Source organism: Ruegeria sp. CK1 (assembly GCF_056536545.1).
This window is the reverse complement of sequence record NZ_JBQFPX010000007.1, coordinates 1-15,069: the sequence shown is the minus strand read 5'-3', so window position 1 is coordinate 15,069 and position 15,069 is coordinate 1. Positions and strand designations below refer to the sequence as shown.

Genomic DNA, 15,069 nt, shown 5'->3' with positions numbered 1-15,069 from the left:
AGATCATATAAGTACCAACAAATATCGAGCTCCGCGTGTCACTGGCGTTTTAAAGCGGGTCGGGCCAGAAAGGTGATAGCGCAGGCAGTCACCGCCGCTCAGGGTGTGAGCGACACCGTCAACAGTCAGTGTGAGTGCGCCGTCCAGCATAATCAGGTGATGCTCTTGACCCGGCTTTGGTGGTGTCTCGTAAGCAATCACCGTGTCAGGGGGTAGATGCCCTTCCATCACCTCACCTGAAAGACCGGCTGCAGGCGGAGAAACAGACCGCCTTGTAAATCCGGTCTCCGGGTCGCGCCATTCGGGTTGCCGTTCAAACGGCACGCGGGGATCGAAACTGTCTTCGACCATCATCAGCAAACGAGACATTGGAAGGCCGTAAGCAGCACAAAGGCGCCCCAATGTTTCTGCGGTGGGGCTGACATCACCCTTCTCCATGCGCGAGAGAGTGGCGCGACTAATGCCGCTGTGTTCGGCCAGTTGGTCCAGCGACCATTCCTGGCTTCGGCGCAGCTCGCCTAAGCGCGAAGCGAGGCGATCTGAGAGATTATCAAGCATGTTCAAATATGAGAATCAGGATCATATATGGGATTATCTATTAAAAATAAGCTTCATACAACAAGAAAGGGCGCAGTATTTTCTGCGCCCTTCCAGATAATCGGGTTTTTGTTACGGATTACTTCCAACCGACTTCATTGAAGATTTTTTGCGCCTCGGGAATGTTCTTGGCAACTTCGGACAGGTCCACATCATCCGCCTTGAATTCGCCCAGAGCCTTAACGGATTCCGCAAGCGCTACGCCTTCGACCGCCGGGTATTCGTCATTGCCGGCCGAGAAATATTGTTGTGCCGAGTCACTCGCGAGATATTCAAGGAAAAGGATGGCGTTTTCCTTGTTGGGCGCGTTGGCCGCAACCCCCGCGCCGGACAGATTCATATGCGCGCCGGTGCTGTCCTGGTTCGGGAAGACCCATCCGATCCAGTCGATATTGGCGGACACGCCTTGAACGTCTTTGCGGATGGCGCGGCCAAAATAATATGTGTTCGACACGGCGATGTCGCATTCACCCGAAACGATTCCGCGGAGCTGATCAGTATCGCCGCCCTGTGGTTCGCGCGCCATGTTTGCGACAACACCTTCGGCCCAAGCTTTGGCGGCTTCGGGGCCTTCATGAGTGATGATCGAGGCAAGCAGGGTTTGGTTGTATGTGTTGCTGGACGACCGGATGCAGACAAGGCCCTTATAGTCAGGCTTTGCAAGATCAGCATAAGTGGCGGGTGGGTTGGTTACATTTTCTTTGTCAAAAAAGATGATGCGGCCACGTTGCGAGAAACCGAACCATTCATTGTCGCTATCCTGCAGGTTTGCCGGGATGCTTTCTTCCAAGGTCGCGCTTTCGATGGATTGCAAAATGCCTGCGTTCTTGGCCCGGGCCAGACGCGAGGTGTCGACGGTCAGCAAAACATCAGCAGGCGAGTTCGCGCCTTCGGCTTCCATCCGTGCAATCAGTTCGTCGGCTTTGCCTTCGATACGGTTGATGGTGATGCCTGTTGCCTCTTCGAAATCGGAGTAAAGGCGCTCGTCCGTGTCATAGTGGCGCGAGGAGTAGAGGTTCAGCTCGCCTTCTGCCGCGGCAGAGGTTGCGATAAGGGCCGTCAGGGCGGCGGCGATACAGGTAGAGGATTTCAGCATCATGTGTCCCAAGATTGAAAATCGTGACGGGTCATTACCCGACTGATTTGATCAATTAAACGATTCTGGGCGTGATGCAAGGAAATCTGACTAAATTAGTTGGTCAAATCACTTCTGGATGTTTTGCGAGCTTTTACCGAATGGCTAATACACTATTAAATGGTCTAGCGTGGCTTTCGTTGCTGTTGTTTAGACGCATTCGTTTCTTGTTCAGACTCAGGCTCAGGCTCCGGGTCGTCGGGTAAAGGCTGTTCTTTGGTCAGCATGGTCTGCGTTACGGCTTCCATGTATTTCTGCAGCATGACCGGCGGATCGGCCGGTGCGAGTTTAATGGTCAGCCTGCTGGCACCTTCCTGACTATAGGCATAGCGCGAAGAATAGCTGGCGTTGACCTGCGCCGCCACCGGCCCCCAGCCGCCTTTCACCGAAGCGCTGCCTGATTTTTCGGTCTGTTTGGTCATAGAGATCGCCATTTTGACCTCTATCTCGGCCTCCTGAACCGCATAGAATGCAGGGAGGAATCCCATCGACACCAGGCTGAATTCTTTGGCAGGGCCGTCGGGGTTGGAGAGATCTGGAAGCAGTATTTTCTGATCGGCCATGTATTTGGCCATATCCGTCGAGTGACGATCCAATTCGCTTTGTGATTCAGCGACGGAAAGGGCCAGTTTCTGAACCATTTCCGCAAAAGGGACGTTTAACAATTCCTGCCCGATACTCATTTCCATTCTCCTGTGTAAATTCAGTCTCTTTCAACAATTTTAGTAGGGGATCGTCTTTTGACCGAAAACGAGACCTTGGCTGCGTTCTGGCTGACCGCCTGCTTCTTTGCGTTTGTGGCGAACTGAGTCTTGTCGCCATCCCGACCAAGCCCAACAAAGGCTTCGACCTGGACGTTGTCGATGGTGAAATCATCGCTACCATCGGATCCGGCGAGGATCTGTTCGCCCAGGGCTTGCGTAAAGACCTGCGCATCCACGATCTGGGTATCCTTATCTTCGGCCTCCATTCCGGCCTGGCCTCCGGCTATTGGGTTCACCACTGGAGAGCCCGTACCCATCAGCATGTCGCCGCCGCCTTCCTCCAGATCGTCGATCTGGTCTTGCAGGTCCCGGATCGTCTCCATCAACGCGACCTCACGCGCCTCCATCGCGGTCAGGCGGTTTTCCAGTGATTGAAGCAGCGTGATGAAAGCCTCAGGCAGTTCGGTGACGCGTACGTCAATAGGTCGTCTCTTGGGGGCCTTAACCGTCTTGCGTGCCATCAGTACCCCCCAGTGACCTGCTGTCATCTACTGGGCCCGGCGCGAACCGCATACGCATGGTCGATGCGCTTTTGGAATCGAGTGTGTCCGTCTGTGTCACCTTCGGCCCCATGAAAAAGGCACCAATGATACCGCGTTCGCCTTCCTGGGTGGAACTGGTCATCTCCATGACGACCTTCAGTTCCACATCGACATCCTGCATGTGGTAAAAGACCGGTGGAACGCCCATCTCGCGCAGTTCCTGCGGATAGTTCTTCAATGCCTTCAATTGATCCAGGCTAAGTTGTTCCGCAGCTTGAGCCACGCTTCGGCCTATATCGGCCACCATCTCGGTCAGGGTTGTTCCTAGTAGCGTATCCAGATCATCGTTGGCCAATCCGACCTCCCGTCATGCAAAATCTGGGAAAGCGTAGCACGACATCGTTTCATAACAACGCGAAATCTCAGAACTGGACTTTCTGAGCGATTTTCAGCACTTCCGCGGACGTTATGGCACCAAAAGCTAGGCACAAAAAAACCGCACCCGAAGGCGCGGCTCTTTGAATTCGGTTCGTGCAGTTCTTAGCCCTGGCGAGCTTTGAACTTGCGCTGCGTCTTGTTGATCACGTAGACGCGGCCTTTGCGACGCACAACCCGGCAATCACGGTGCCGGTTCTTGAGCGAGCGGAGCGAGTTCTTGACCTTCATGGGTCTGTCTCCAATCTGCGGCGCCTTCATCAAGGACGTGGCCAGCGCCTGGGTTAGCGGGTGCCCCGGAAACCCGGAACAGTGAAACGATGGTGGGCGGTACAAGGATCGAACTTGTGACCCCTTCGATGTCAACGAAGTGCTCTACCGCTGAGCTAACCGCCCACATAAACCTTTGCGTACCTTGCCCCATAACGAAATGGGGCGCGGAACTCCGCGCCGGTAGCGGGGTCTATAAAAGGAGTCGCAAAGGGGTTCAAGGGGTTTGGTTGAACTATTTTCCGGTCTATGTTGAACGCGAACAAGGAGTGACCATGCGCAATACGCCCTATGTACTAGATATGCCCGCCAGCCGCACGTCTTGCGTGGTATTTTCTTCACCGCATAGTGGCCGCAATTACCCTGAAACGATGATGAACCAAACGGTTCTGAGTGAGCACGTGATTCGATCCTCGGAAGATGCTTTTGTGGAACAACTGTTTTCCGCGGCCGTGGATTACGGTGCTCCGATGATCTCTGCGGTGATGCCGCGCGCTTACCTGGACCTGAACCGCAGTGCTGATGAGTTGGATCCTGCTTTGATTCAGGGCGTGCGTCGGTCAGGGCACAATCCTCGCGTGGCCTCGGGATTGGGAGTGATTCCGCGCGTGGTGGCAAACGGGCGTGCGATATATCGTGGTAAGCTGACGATGGATGAGGCGCGCCTGCGCATCGATACCTGTTGGCGACCCTATCATGCGCGCATCAAATCGTTGCTGAAGGAATCGCATGAAACCTTTGGGCAAGCGATCTTAATTGATTGCCATTCCATGCCGCATGAAGCCGTCGCAATGGCCGGGAATTCAAGCTCCAATCGACCCGATGTTGTATTGGGCGACAGATTTGGCGCATCCGCCTCGACCGAGGTTGTTGATCTGATTGAGGCAGCCTTCGTAGCTGCCGGACTGAACGTGGCGCGGAATGCACCTTTTGCCGGGGCCTATGTTACCCAGACTTATGGTCGCCCTGCGCGCCATCAACACGCCGTTCAGATTGAGATCGATCGTTCACTATATATGGATGAAACCCGAATCGAGCCGAACGAGAATTTTGACGCGTTTCAAGAAATTCTGCGCGATGTGATCCAAGACATCGCTCGGCTCGGAGAGGAGCCGCTGCGTTTAGCAGCCGAATGAATTCAGCGTAAGGCACGGCCTTTCACGATTGCATCACTGCCGAAGCGGCGTCGAATCTCGTCGGTGGCGCGTTCGGCTTGTGATCTCTGGGCAGCGCCGGGGTCCAGAAGGTCGCCCGAGATATCGGCCTGCGATTCCGAACATAGATCAGATAGACCGACGCCTAGCAGGCGATAGGGGCCTTCATCTCCGACTTGATCGAACAGCCCGCGCGCGGTGCGGTAAAGCCGATCAGCGATTTGGGTGGCATCTCGCAAGGAAACGCGTCGGGTTATTGTCTTGTGGTTGGATTTTTTCAGTTTCAGTGTCACGACTCGTCCTGCCAACGCTTTTGCCTTGGCACGGTCAGCTACCTTTTCCGACATACGCCACAGGTGGCCATCCAGAATATCCAGGCTGGCGGTGTCTTCGAAAAAAGTGGTTTCGTTACTGATGGACTTCATCGGTTCATGCGCCGAGACGCGTCGTTTGTCTTGCCCGCGCGCCAAATGCCATAAGCGATAGCCCATGGATCCGAAACGTGCGGTCAACGCCTCTTGATCCCAGCGCAGCAGGTCGGAAAAACTGCGGATACCCGCCCGTTCCAGCGATTCCTGTGCAGCTGGGCCTATGCCCCAAATCAGCCGGACTGGCTTGTCGTGTAGAAACTCCGAGGTCTCTGCCTTGCCGATCACCGAAAATCCGCGTGGTTTGTCTAGGTCTGATGCCACCTTGGCCAGAAACTTGTTGTGCGACAGACCGATTGAACCAGTTACGCCAAGCTCGTCCTTCATCCGTTTCACAAGCCGCGCCAGCATAACGGCGGGTGGTGCGCCATGCAGACGTTGTGTGCCGGAAAGATCCATGAAGGCTTCGTCCAATGACAGCGGCTCGACCACTGGGGTCAGCTCATCCATCATTTTGCGAATCTGGCGCGATACTTCTGCATAGGCGGACATGCGCGGTTTAATCACCACCGCATCTGGACAAAGTTGGAGGGCTTTGAACATCGGCATTGCTGACCGCACCCCGCGAATGCGCGCAACATAGCAGGCTGTAGACACCACCCCGCGTTTGCCGCCGCCTATGATTACCGGTTTGTCGGCCAGCTCGGGATTGTCGCGCTTTTCAACCGAGGCATAAAACGCATCGCAATCCATATGTGCGATGGACAAACTGAACAGCTCGGGATGTGTTTTGACCCGGGGGCTGCCGCAGGTCGGGCAGCGCCGTTCGTCGGTTAACGTGGTCAGGCAATCTCGGCAGAGACCGGGCATGTATGTCTTCCCGCCTTCCGTGCGATCCATTCAGGGAGTTTCTTATATCACCCAGGCAGCCAAGCAAAGAAAGAGCGGAAGTAAAATTGGCCCGCTATCAAAGAAGACCCCCCGCGAAGTGGCGGGGGGAGGTGACGAACCACAGGAAGAAATGGTTCGCGGGGAGTATCACAAACCCAGAATCCTCCAAAAACGCGGCTTTCGATAGGGCCTAGATCACACACGCAAAACTCGTGTTTTTCATGTGTGTTTTGGGGCACAGGGACGATTTGGCACGGCAAAACTAGAAAGTGACGTTAGGTCAACCGCTTGCGGTCAAAACTTGCGCGCAAATTCGCCGAAATCGCAGGGTAAATTAGTGCCGTGTCAAGGAATTTAACTCAGCAAGAACTGACTCGGCAGCGGCTTTCGGATCCTTTGCCTGATAAATTGGGCGGCCAACAACGATGTGATCGGCCCCATCGCTTATGGCGCTGGCCGGGGTGGAGACACGTTTCTGGTCGCCCAGGGCTGCGCCTGACGGGCGGACACCGGGGGTAACGATCAAGCGACCATCGGCCTGGGGCAGCGCACGGATCAGGGCAGCCTCTTGAGGACTGGCAATTACACCGTCTGCGCCGGCCTCCAGTGCTTTCGCTGCTCGTTCAACGACCAGATCCTGCAAATCGCCTTGTTTCAGCAGGCTGGCATCCAGATCATCGCGGTTCAGTGAGGTGAGGATGGTCACGGCGAGAATTTTCAAGTCCTTGCCCGAGGCACCCTCTTTTGCGGCGCGTACCACATGCGGGTCGCCATGTACGGTTAGGAAATCAAGATCGAACTGCGCCAGCCCGCGCACAGCGTTCTCAACCGTGTTACCGATATCGAAAAGTTTCATGTCCAGAAAGATGCGTTTACCGTGGTCCTGCTTGAGCTCATTGGCCAAGGCCAGCCCGCCACCGGTCAGCATACCCAGTCCGATCTTGTAAAAGGATACCGCATCGCCAAGCCGCTCGGCCATGGCAAGGCCCTGCAGGGCGTTCGGAACATCAAGGGCAACGATCAAGCGGTCATCGGACATGGGGCAAGCTCCTTTTTGGCAAACGTCTGCGTCGTAACGAGTTCTGTGCCTTCTGTCCATGCAGGACAGATGTATGGTCGAAATCAAGCGAACAAGAGTAGCCTGTGCTATGGTGTTACCCATTCAACTGAACACTATTGATGGAGCGACTATGAAGCTGCTGGTTTGTATTGGTGGAGTACTGGTTTTGGTGGGGTGTCAAGATTTGCCGCTGGAAACTGAGGCCGCAGATACGGTTATCAGATCTCCGACCAACCAAGACCTAAGATTGGTGCGTGGTTACCGGTCTACTGATGACGATTGCCAACTGACAGGAGAATCCGCCTTTACCAGCGATTTTCTGGACGATGCAGCTGACCTTGTATCTTGCCCGTCGGGCAGTGATGCGGCGCAGTCTCTGGTCGAGATGTACGGTGCGCGGCAAGTTGCAGAAACCAGCGGCTACACGGTTTATTCCGTGCCCCGACGATAGCGGTCGATTCTGCGGTTTAGCCTCTTGAACAAACAAAGATATTTCCCAAATGGAATGTGAGGCCCAGACCGACGCGTGCCACTAAGCGGGCGCATCATATTCAGGGTGCTTAGAAAAGGAGAATAATATGGACTTAAACAAGTTCACCGAGCGGGCACGGGGATTCGTGCAGGCGGCGCAAACGATTGCGCTGCGCGAGGGGCACCAGAGGCTGGAGCCCACACATATATTGAAAGCATTAATGGATGACGATCAGGGGCTGGCCAGCAACCTGATCACCCGCGCGGGCGGTGCGCCGATCCGCGTGGTCGAGGCGTTGGACGCCGCGATGGGGAAAATCCCGAAGGTCAGCGGTGATTCAGGCCAGATTTACATGGACGGCCAGACAGCCAAGGTTCTGGACGAGGCCGAAAAGATCGCCACCAAAGCTGGTGATAGCTTTGTGCCCGTCGAGCGGGTTCTGATGGCGCTGTGTATGGTGAAATCCAAGGCCAAAGAGGCGTTGGAAGCCGGTGCTGTATCCGCGCAGAAACTGAACGAAGCGATCAACGACATCCGCAAGGGTCGTACTGCTGACACCGCATCGGCGGAAGAGGGCTATGACGCCCTCAAAAAATACGCGCGTGACCTGACCGAGGCTGCGGCTGAGGGCAAGATCGACCCGATTATCGGACGGGATGAAGAAATCCGCCGCTCGATGCAAGTTCTGTCGCGCCGAACCAAGAACAATCCGGTTCTGATCGGTGAACCCGGCGTCGGTAAAACCGCGATCGCCGAGGGCATGGCCCTGCGTATCGTCAACGGCGACGTGCCGGAATCGCTGAAAGATAAAAAGCTGCTGGCGCTCGATATGGGCGCGCTGATCGCCGGTGCGAAATACCGAGGTGAGTTCGAAGAACGCCTTAAGGCCGTTCTGACCGAAGTCACCGAAGCCGCCGGTGAGATCATCTTGTTCATCGACGAGATGCACACTCTGGTAGGTGCCGGTAAATCTGACGGCGCGATGGACGCGGCGAACCTGATCAAGCCTGCGCTTGCGAGGGGTGAGTTGCATTGTATCGGTGCGACCACGCTGGACGAGTACCGCAAATACGTCGAAAAAGACGCGGCCCTTGCGCGCCGGTTCCAGCCTGTGATGGTCACAGAACCGACGGTCGAGGACACGATCAGCATCCTGCGCGGCATCAAGGAAAAGTACGAGCTGCACCACGGCGTGCGCATCTCGGACTCGGCGCTGGTATCGGCGGCAACCCTGTCGCATCGCTATATCACCGACCGCTTCCTGCCCGACAAAGCCATCGACCTTGTCGATGAGGCGGCGTCGCGCCTGCGGATGGAAGTGGACAGCAAGCCCGAAGAACTGGACCAGCTGGACCGTCAGATCCTGCAAATGCAGATCGAGGAAGAGGCGCTGAAGCTTGAGGACGACGCGGCATCAAAAGATCGTCTGGAAACCTTGCAGAAGGATCTGGCCGACCTGCAGGAAAAATCCGCCGAGATGACCGCCCAGTGGCAGGCCGAACGCGACAAGCTGGCTGGCGCCCGCGATCTGAAGGAACAGCTCGACAAGGCGCGCGCTGATCTGGAGATCGCCAAGCGCGAAGGGAACCTCGCCAAAGCGGGGGAGCTGTCCTACGGCGTCATCCCAGAGCTTGAGAAAAAGCTGACCGAGGCCGAGAACGCCGAAAGCAACGCCATGATGGCTGAAGAAACGGTGCGTCCCGAACAGATTGCTTCGGTGGTTGAACGCTGGACGGGTATCCCGACCTCAAAAATGCTGGAAGGTGAGCGCGAGAAGCTGCTGCGGATGGAAGACGATCTGCATTCCCGCGTGATCGGTCAGGATGCGGCAGTCACTGCCGTCGCCAACGCCGTACGCCGTGCGCGCGCAGGCCTGAATGATGAGAACCGCCCGCTGGGCTCGTTCCTGTTCCTCGGGCCGACCGGCGTGGGTAAGACTGAGCTGACCAAAGCCGTGGCGAACTTCCTGTTCGACGACGACAACGCGATGGTGCGCATCGATATGTCCGAGTTCATGGAGAAACACGCGGTTGCCCGCCTGATCGGTGCCCCTCCGGGCTATGTAGGTTACGACGAAGGTGGTGTGCTGACCGAAGCCGTGCGGCGCCGGCCTTATCAGGTCGTGCTGTTCGATGAGGTCGAAAAGGCCCACCCCGATGTGTTCAATGTGCTGTTGCAGGTTCTGGACGACGGTGTTCTGACCGATGGTCAGGGCCGCACCGTGGACTTCAAGCAAACGCTGATCATTCTGACGTCGAACCTCGGCTCTCAGGCGCTCAGCCAGTTGCCCGAAGGCGCGGACAGCGCGCAGGCGCGGCGCGACGTGATGGATGCGGTCCGGGCGCATTTCCGGCCGGAATTCCTGAACCGCCTGGACGAGACGATCATCTTTGACCGGCTCAAGCGGGCCGATATGGATGGCATCGTCGATATCCAGATGGCGCGTCTGCAGAAACGTCTGGCTGCCCGCAAGATCGAGCTGGCATTGGACGATGGCGCCAAGGAATGGCTGGCGAACGAAGGCTATGACCCGGTCTTCGGTGCCCGTCCGCTCAAGCGCGTGATCCAACGCGCCTTGCAGAACCCGCTGGCGGAAGCGCTTCTGGCTGGTGAGATCAAGGATGGTGAGACCGTTCCCGTGACCGCCGGTACCGATGGTCTGATCATCGGCGATCGGTTGGGCACGTCAGAGCGGCCAAGGCCTGATGATGCTGTGGTGCATTAAGCCAAACAAATAAAGATTTGAAGCCCGCCCTTTAAAAAGGCGGGCATTTCTGTAAATAAGTCATTGAATTTTATAATGAAAGGATCCCTCTTTATGCCGAAAATGCAATGGGGGCAACTGCTGAATACAGCAGGGTATGACAATAGACCTGAGACATCAGAGCGACCAGCCTACGTTATTGCCGCAGATAGGATTACGTTTTCGGCCCCGTTTCGCCGCCTTGCGAATAAGACACAGGTTCATCCGCTTTATGAAAACGACCACCTGCGCCACCGTCTGATTCACTCAGAGGAAGTGGCAAGTGTTGGGCGTTCGATTGGTATGCAGGTTGGGGTTTGGCTTGCGAACGAGGGATTCATCGACACTGAAGATGCTCATAAAGTGGCAGGTGTCGTGCAGGCGGCTTGTCTGGCGCATGACTTGGGCAACCCTCCGTTCGGACATTCGGGGGAAGAAGCGATTGGCAAGTGGTGCGCGGAGCAATTGAGCGGCGGCTCGGCAACCTTTCAGGGTATTGCGGGTGAGTATTGGCACGAGTTTGAGAAATTCGAAGGCAATGCACAGGGGTTCCGCATTTTAACCCGGCTCGAGATGTATCGGAACAAAGGTGGCATGTGCATGCCGAACGCCGTTCTGGGCGCATTTATGAAGTATCCCATGGGTGCAGACACGTCCAAGCGTCTAAAGCAGATCACATCCAAGAAAGAGTTGTATGTAGGCGCGAAGAAATTTGGTTTCTTTGAAACTGAAAGGGAATATTTCGACGTTGCTGCCGCTGCGATGGGCTTGATCAAGGCGCAAGGCCCCGATGATAAAATCTGGTGGCGGCGACATCCGCTGGTTTACCTGGTCGAGGCAGCGGATGACATCTGTTACAATATTGTAGATTTGGAAGACGGGTATTCTGCAGGTGATTTGTCATTTGGTATTGTCCAGGATCGATTGTCTGCTTTCGCAAACAGTCCAAGCAGCAATCAAGGTGGATATACTGAATTTGAAAAGATAGGCTATCTGCGCGCTCGTGCCATAGGTGGGGCCATAACCGCTTGCGTTGACGCATTCAAAGAAAACCACGAGGCAATTTTGGCCGGCGATTTCTCCAATTCGCTGATTGGCGCGTCCAGCCGATCCAAAGATTTTGCCGCTATTGAGAGCTTGGCGCGTGAGCAACTCTTTATTGCCCCGCGCAAGACACGCCTTGAGGTTAAAGGGCGCAACGTAATCCGCAAGGTGCTTGATGGCCTTAGCCCAGTGTATGAGGAACTAGCCAAGCGGGATTGGACGTTCGAAGCTTTGCCTGATTACGAAAAGCAAGTCGTCAATGCTGTTAGTCTCGATTTACGAGATGTAACTGACGCATATTCCGCACTGCATTCTTTGACTGACTTTGTGTCGGGTATGACCGACAGATATGCAGTACAGGTTTCGGATATGCTGTCAGGCTGACATCCAGGATTATTTCAACGCTTAAATCCGTGCGGGACCACCACTGACACCTTTGTGTTTTGGAATCCCAACAACTTACATTGCCGCGGCTTCAGGCGTCCAATCCATTTCTGGCAATTAATCGATAGCGAACCCGCCTAAGAGCTTCCATTCTTGCGTACCAATTGCCGCAAACCAGCATGTACGTGCAGTACAAATCAAAAAGGTGGGGAAGATCGGCTTGGGCGCGCCACTACCGGTTCCCAATCTCTCGACTTTTGCGCAGAGCACGCAGATCTTCTGCACTCATTCGCGGCTCTTTTTCTGTGTCGGGCTGAGATGGTTTTTCTCCGCTGGAATTCAGCATCTCTGCCAATGTCGGCAACTGATCGCGCAGGCGCAGATATCCCAGAACTCCACCCGCGCATTGCAGGCTGAAAGACCAAGTGCCAATCAGTGAGTAAACGACGAACAAGATTATCAATGACCAGATCGGGCGGATGCGGGCAGTACCTTCTGTCATGTTACCGAACTCGATGAAGTCCACCTGCAGTGTCTCAGCGTAGCCCGTAACCACAAAAACGATGGTCAGGCCCGCGTACAGAATAATCATCCCGACAATACTGAAGATCGTCAGAGCGAAGAGGGGTCCGAACGAAGCGCGAAAATGTCGGAAAGGTGTGTAGGGCAAGCCGTCGGGATCCCGCCCGATCGAGGCAGATGAGATTGGAACAAGCAAGCTGGCGCGGATCGAGCATATCGAAAGAAATACTGCGATCAGAACCAATGGTGCCGCGAAGGCCAAGCCGGTGTCTGCGTATTGAAACACCAGATCAGCCGCCTCGTACTGCCGTAGAATTTCAGGGGAAATAAAGGCCACAGATACCAAGGCCACCAGTACAAAAATGAGAGTCACGCTGACGCCTTCAACCGCGCCGTAAATTACAGCGGGGACGAACAGTTTCCAGATTCCGATGCTGGGCCGGACTCTTTTTGCCTGAAACCCCATCCTTGTTCCAATCAACGTAGGCAAGACGCTGGACGACGCCATGATCAAAAAAAACAGTATGAAAGACAATGCGGGAAATATCAGCCCGATCAGAAAACCCACCAAAAGTCCAAGCAAGGCATATAGCGTCAAGCCAATCAGCAGGACTGGTGAAACAAAAACCATGCGCCAAAAAATTGAGAAAGAAAAAGGAAAGGCTTGAAGAAAGAGCAATGCGTTAATCTCTGGTTAATAATCCGTCATAAATCGACGTATCGAAGCGTACAGTGACGTGCCAGTATTTTTGAACGTTACCGTCAATAGCCTACTGCAATGTGTCTTTTGGGAATCGCAGTTTCAGCTTTCTGTCTTTGGTCGCGTGAGACAGCCTGAGCCGCCACGTTACAATCTCGTCTCTCAATCGTGACGCCTGTTTCCTTGGCACTGTGCTATCAGCGAATTACCTCACTATCTGAGGATATATGACGACTGGAGACATACATGGCGCATCGCTGGACCAATACACTGACACACGTGGACGTTACCCCACGGGCGGCGTTTCTGAACCGGAGGCAGGTCATGGCTGGTCTGGCAGGTGTCGGGCTGGCAGGGGTGGCGCGCGGGGTATCGGCGCAAGAGGCGTTGGAACCCAATACCTGGGAAGAGATCACCTCGTACAACAATTTCTACGAATTCGGGACAGGTAAGGGTGATCCGGCCAAATATGCCGGTGCGCTGACCACCAAACCGTGGAGCATCAAGATCGACGGTCTGGTCGACAATCCGGGTGATTACGACTTCAAGGACATTCTGTCAGAGATGACAGTCGAGGAACGCATCTACCGATTCCGCTGTGTTGAGGCCTGGTCGATGGTCATTCCATGGAATGGGTTCGAACTGGCCGACCTGCTGGATATGGCAGGCGTGCAGGAAGGCGCCAAATACGTGGCCTTCGAAACCGCATTGATACCCGAAGAAATGCCCGGCGTGCGTTACCCCATTCTGGATTGGCCCTATCGCGAAGGCCTGCGTCTGGATGAGGCGATGCACCCGTTGACCATAATGGCCACCGGTATCTATGGCCGCCCGATCCCGAACCAGAACGGCGCGCCTTTGCGTTTGGTGGTGCCGTGGAAATACGGGTTCAAGTCGATCAAGTCGATTGTGCGGATCACACTGACAGATGTTGAGCCGCCCACCAGCTGGAACATGTCCAACCCGCGCGAGTACGGCTTCTATAGCAATGTGAACCCGAACGTGGATCACCCGCGCTGGTCGCAGGCCTCGGAACGTCAGATCGGTGGGGGATTGTTTGCCAAGCGCATCCCGACTCTGATGTTCAATGGGTATGAGCAGGAGGTCGCGGGGCTTTACGAAGGCATGGATTTGGCGAAAAACTACTGAGACTATGCAGAGAGTAAACCAGATAATACGCTGTGTCCCTGTCTGGCTTGTCTACCTAGTAGGCGCGCTACCGGCACCCTGGCTCTTCTATCAGGGTTTGACGGGTGGCCTTGGTGTAGACCCGATCGAAGCGTTGGAGCATCGCTATGGTGAATTGGCGTTGCAGCTTTTGATCGTCGTGCTGGCAATTTCACCCTTGCGACGTTTCCTCGGGCTGAACCTGCTTAAGTTCCGTCGCGCTCTTGGTTTGCTGACCTTTACTTATGTCGCACTGCATCTTTTGGTGTGGCTGGTTCTGGATGTGCAGGTGCCCAGTCAAATTTGGGCGGATATTGTAAAACGCCCCTACATTACTGTCGGCATGGTTGCGTTTGTTCTGATGCTGCCCTTGGCACTGACATCCAACAACCTGTCGGTTCGCAAGTTGGGCCCGCGTTGGCGCACCCTACAACGGCTTGTCTTCCCGGCGGCCCTTTTGGGCGGTCTGCACTATGTCATGCTGGCCAAGGGCTTTCAGATCGAACCATTGATCTACCTGTCCGCAATTGTCGGGCTCCTCCTACTCCGCATTCCATTTCCCAGCATACTGACTCGGTTCCGTCAGGCCGATTCCGCCTGACTCGGCGCCGAGTCTGTGGGTAACTCTGTGCAAAAGCCAAAATTCTAAGTGTACCGTACCGCACCTTGCCGAGCTCCCTCAGGTTGATCGAGGTTAAGTGTTTGTTTTAAAATATAAAAAACTAAATTTCGGTTTTTTTCAGGTTTCTCGAATTTTCCACTTGCGGCTAGTGTCGGTTATACTTAGAACCCCCTTCACCGGCGCTGCTGAGGCGCTTGGGACGCTGCGGAAGCGGCGGTGACGCTCAGGATAGACTGGGGGCATCTGAGGTTAGGGTTTA

At 55.1% G+C, this 15,069-nt stretch carries 16 protein-coding genes and 1 tRNA gene; 7 read left to right on the top strand and 10 right to left on the bottom strand.

Annotation, left to right across the window (positions count from 1 at the left end):
• Positions 1-3: 3 nt before the first annotated feature.
• From ACR0L3_RS15690 to ACR0L3_RS15660, 7 genes are all read right to left on the bottom strand, one after another.
• Positions 4-558, bottom strand: a complete 555-nt coding sequence (locus tag ACR0L3_RS15690; RefSeq protein WP_480746710.1) for a helix-turn-helix domain-containing protein — start codon at positions 556-558, stop codon at positions 4-6.
• A 118-nt stretch (positions 559-676) separates the two neighbouring features.
• The gene (locus ACR0L3_RS15685) at positions 677-1,693 is read right to left on the bottom strand and encodes a Fe(3+) ABC transporter substrate-binding protein (RefSeq protein WP_480746708.1); all 1,017 of its coding nucleotides are present in this window, start codon (positions 1,691-1,693) and stop codon (positions 677-679) included.
• 164 nt (positions 1,694-1,857) lie between these two features.
• Entirely contained in the window at positions 1,858-2,415 is a 558-nt protein-coding gene (locus ACR0L3_RS15680; RefSeq protein ID WP_480746707.1) for a hypothetical protein, read from the bottom strand.
• A gap of 20 nt (positions 2,416-2,435) precedes the next feature.
• Positions 2,436-2,957, bottom strand: coding sequence for a hypothetical protein (locus ACR0L3_RS15675; RefSeq protein WP_480746706.1), 522 nt, complete (start codon positions 2,955-2,957; stop codon positions 2,436-2,438).
• The gene (locus ACR0L3_RS15670; RefSeq protein WP_480746705.1) at positions 2,938-3,333 is read right to left on the bottom strand and encodes a hypothetical protein; all 396 of its coding nucleotides are present in this window, start codon (positions 3,331-3,333) and stop codon (positions 2,938-2,940) included. The genes ACR0L3_RS15675 and ACR0L3_RS15670 overlap by 20 nt, the downstream gene beginning before the upstream one ends.
• A 185-nt stretch (positions 3,334-3,518) precedes the next feature.
• Positions 3,519-3,644: a type B 50S ribosomal protein L36 gene (ykgO, locus tag ACR0L3_RS15665; RefSeq protein WP_005648635.1), complete on the bottom strand. Its 126-nt coding sequence runs from the start codon at positions 3,642-3,644 to the stop codon at positions 3,519-3,521.
• Between the two features lie 90 nt (positions 3,645-3,734).
• Positions 3,735-3,809 (bottom strand) — tRNA-Val (locus ACR0L3_RS15660).
• Positions 3,810-3,958: 149 nt separating this feature from the next.
• Here ACR0L3_RS15660 and ACR0L3_RS15655 point away from each other — a divergent pair.
• Entirely contained in the window at positions 3,959-4,819 is an 861-nt protein-coding gene (locus tag ACR0L3_RS15655) for an N-formylglutamate amidohydrolase (RefSeq protein ID WP_480746704.1), read from the top strand.
• A 2-nt stretch (positions 4,820-4,821) separates the two neighbouring features.
• On the opposite strand, the gene ACR0L3_RS15650 is transcribed toward ACR0L3_RS15655, so the two are convergent.
• Together ACR0L3_RS15650 and pyrF are read right to left on the bottom strand one after the other, a co-directional pair.
• Entirely contained in the window at positions 4,822-6,075 is a 1,254-nt protein-coding gene (locus ACR0L3_RS15650) for a DNA polymerase IV (RefSeq protein ID WP_480746865.1), read from the bottom strand.
• Between the two features lie 355 nt (positions 6,076-6,430).
• Positions 6,431-7,135: an orotidine-5'-phosphate decarboxylase gene (pyrF, locus tag ACR0L3_RS15645; RefSeq protein ID WP_480746703.1), complete on the bottom strand. Its 705-nt coding sequence runs from the start codon at positions 7,133-7,135 to the stop codon at positions 6,431-6,433.
• Between the two features lie 73 nt (positions 7,136-7,208).
• On the opposite strand from pyrF, the gene ACR0L3_RS15640 reads away from it, so the two are divergent.
• The 3 genes from ACR0L3_RS15640 to dgt all read left to right on the top strand — a co-directional run bounded on the left by ACR0L3_RS15640 (position 7,209) and on the right by dgt (position 11,799).
• Entirely contained in the window at positions 7,209-7,607 is a 399-nt protein-coding gene (locus ACR0L3_RS15640; protein WP_480746702.1) for a hypothetical protein, read from the top strand.
• Between the two features lie 127 nt (positions 7,608-7,734).
• Entirely contained in the window at positions 7,735-10,353 is a 2,619-nt protein-coding gene (clpB, locus tag ACR0L3_RS15635) for an ATP-dependent chaperone ClpB (protein ID WP_480746701.1), read from the top strand.
• A 93-nt stretch (positions 10,354-10,446) separates the two neighbouring features.
• The gene (dgt, locus tag ACR0L3_RS15630; RefSeq protein WP_480746700.1) at positions 10,447-11,799 is read left to right on the top strand and encodes a dGTP triphosphohydrolase; all 1,353 of its coding nucleotides are present in this window, start codon (positions 10,447-10,449) and stop codon (positions 11,797-11,799) included.
• A gap of 232 nt (positions 11,800-12,031) precedes the next feature.
• On the opposite strand, the gene ACR0L3_RS15625 is transcribed toward dgt, so the two are convergent.
• The gene (locus tag ACR0L3_RS15625) at positions 12,032-12,694 is read right to left on the bottom strand and encodes a hypothetical protein (protein ID WP_480746699.1); all 663 of its coding nucleotides are present in this window, start codon (positions 12,692-12,694) and stop codon (positions 12,032-12,034) included.
• 133 nt (positions 12,695-12,827) lie between these two features.
• On the opposite strand from ACR0L3_RS15625, the gene ACR0L3_RS15620 reads away from it, so the two are divergent.
• The 3 genes from ACR0L3_RS15620 (at position 12,828) to msrQ (ending at position 14,789) form a co-directional block, all read left to right on the top strand.
• A complete protein-coding gene (locus tag ACR0L3_RS15620) occupies positions 12,828-12,989 on the top strand; it encodes a hypothetical protein (protein ID WP_480746698.1) in 162 nt (53 codons plus the stop codon).
• A gap of 278 nt (positions 12,990-13,267) precedes the next feature.
• On the top strand, positions 13,268-14,170 hold the full coding sequence (gene msrP, locus ACR0L3_RS15615; RefSeq protein WP_480746697.1) for a protein-methionine-sulfoxide reductase catalytic subunit MsrP: 903 nt from the start codon (positions 13,268-13,270) through the stop codon (positions 14,168-14,170).
• 4 nt (positions 14,171-14,174) lie between these two features.
• The gene (gene msrQ / locus ACR0L3_RS15610) at positions 14,175-14,789 is read left to right on the top strand and encodes a protein-methionine-sulfoxide reductase heme-binding subunit MsrQ (protein WP_480746696.1); all 615 of its coding nucleotides are present in this window, start codon (positions 14,175-14,177) and stop codon (positions 14,787-14,789) included.
• Positions 14,790-15,069: the final 280 nt, after the last annotated feature.

Excerpts from the sequence above, each read along its gene's own strand:
- ACR0L3_RS15655 (WP_480746704.1), top strand. The coding sequence starts at position 3,959 with ATGCGCAATACGCCCTATGTACTAGATATGCCCGCCAGCCGCACGTCT.
- dgt (WP_480746700.1), top strand. The coding sequence starts at position 10,447 with ATGCCGAAAATGCAATGGGGGCAACTGCTGAATACAGCAGGGTATGAC.
- ACR0L3_RS15680 (WP_480746707.1), bottom strand. The coding sequence starts at position 2,415 with ATGAGTATCGGGCAGGAATTGTTAAACGTCCCTTTTGCGGAAATGGTT.
- ykgO (WP_005648635.1), bottom strand. The coding sequence starts at position 3,644 with ATGAAGGTCAAGAACTCGCTCCGCTCGCTCAAGAACCGGCACCGTGAT.
- clpB (WP_480746701.1), top strand. The coding sequence starts at position 7,735 with ATGGACTTAAACAAGTTCACCGAGCGGGCACGGGGATTCGTGCAGGCG.
- msrQ (WP_480746696.1), top strand. The coding sequence starts at position 14,175 with ATGCAGAGAGTAAACCAGATAATACGCTGTGTCCCTGTCTGGCTTGTC.
- ACR0L3_RS15620 (WP_480746698.1), top strand. The coding sequence starts at position 12,828 with ATGATCAAAAAAAACAGTATGAAAGACAATGCGGGAAATATCAGCCCG.
- ACR0L3_RS15675 (WP_480746706.1), bottom strand. The coding sequence starts at position 2,957 with ATGGCACGCAAGACGGTTAAGGCCCCCAAGAGACGACCTATTGACGTA.
- msrP (WP_480746697.1), top strand. The coding sequence starts at position 13,268 with ATGGCGCATCGCTGGACCAATACACTGACACACGTGGACGTTACCCCA.
- ACR0L3_RS15650 (WP_480746865.1), bottom strand. The coding sequence starts at position 6,075 with ATGCCCGGTCTCTGCCGAGATTGCCTGACCACGTTAACCGACGAACGG.
- ACR0L3_RS15685 (WP_480746708.1), bottom strand. The coding sequence starts at position 1,693 with ATGCTGAAATCCTCTACCTGTATCGCCGCCGCCCTGACGGCCCTTATC.
- pyrF (WP_480746703.1), bottom strand. The coding sequence starts at position 7,135 with ATGTCCGATGACCGCTTGATCGTTGCCCTTGATGTTCCGAACGCCCTG.
- ACR0L3_RS15640 (WP_480746702.1), top strand. The coding sequence starts at position 7,209 with ATGGTCGAAATCAAGCGAACAAGAGTAGCCTGTGCTATGGTGTTACCC.
- ACR0L3_RS15690 (WP_480746710.1), bottom strand. The coding sequence starts at position 558 with ATGCTTGATAATCTCTCAGATCGCCTCGCTTCGCGCTTAGGCGAGCTG.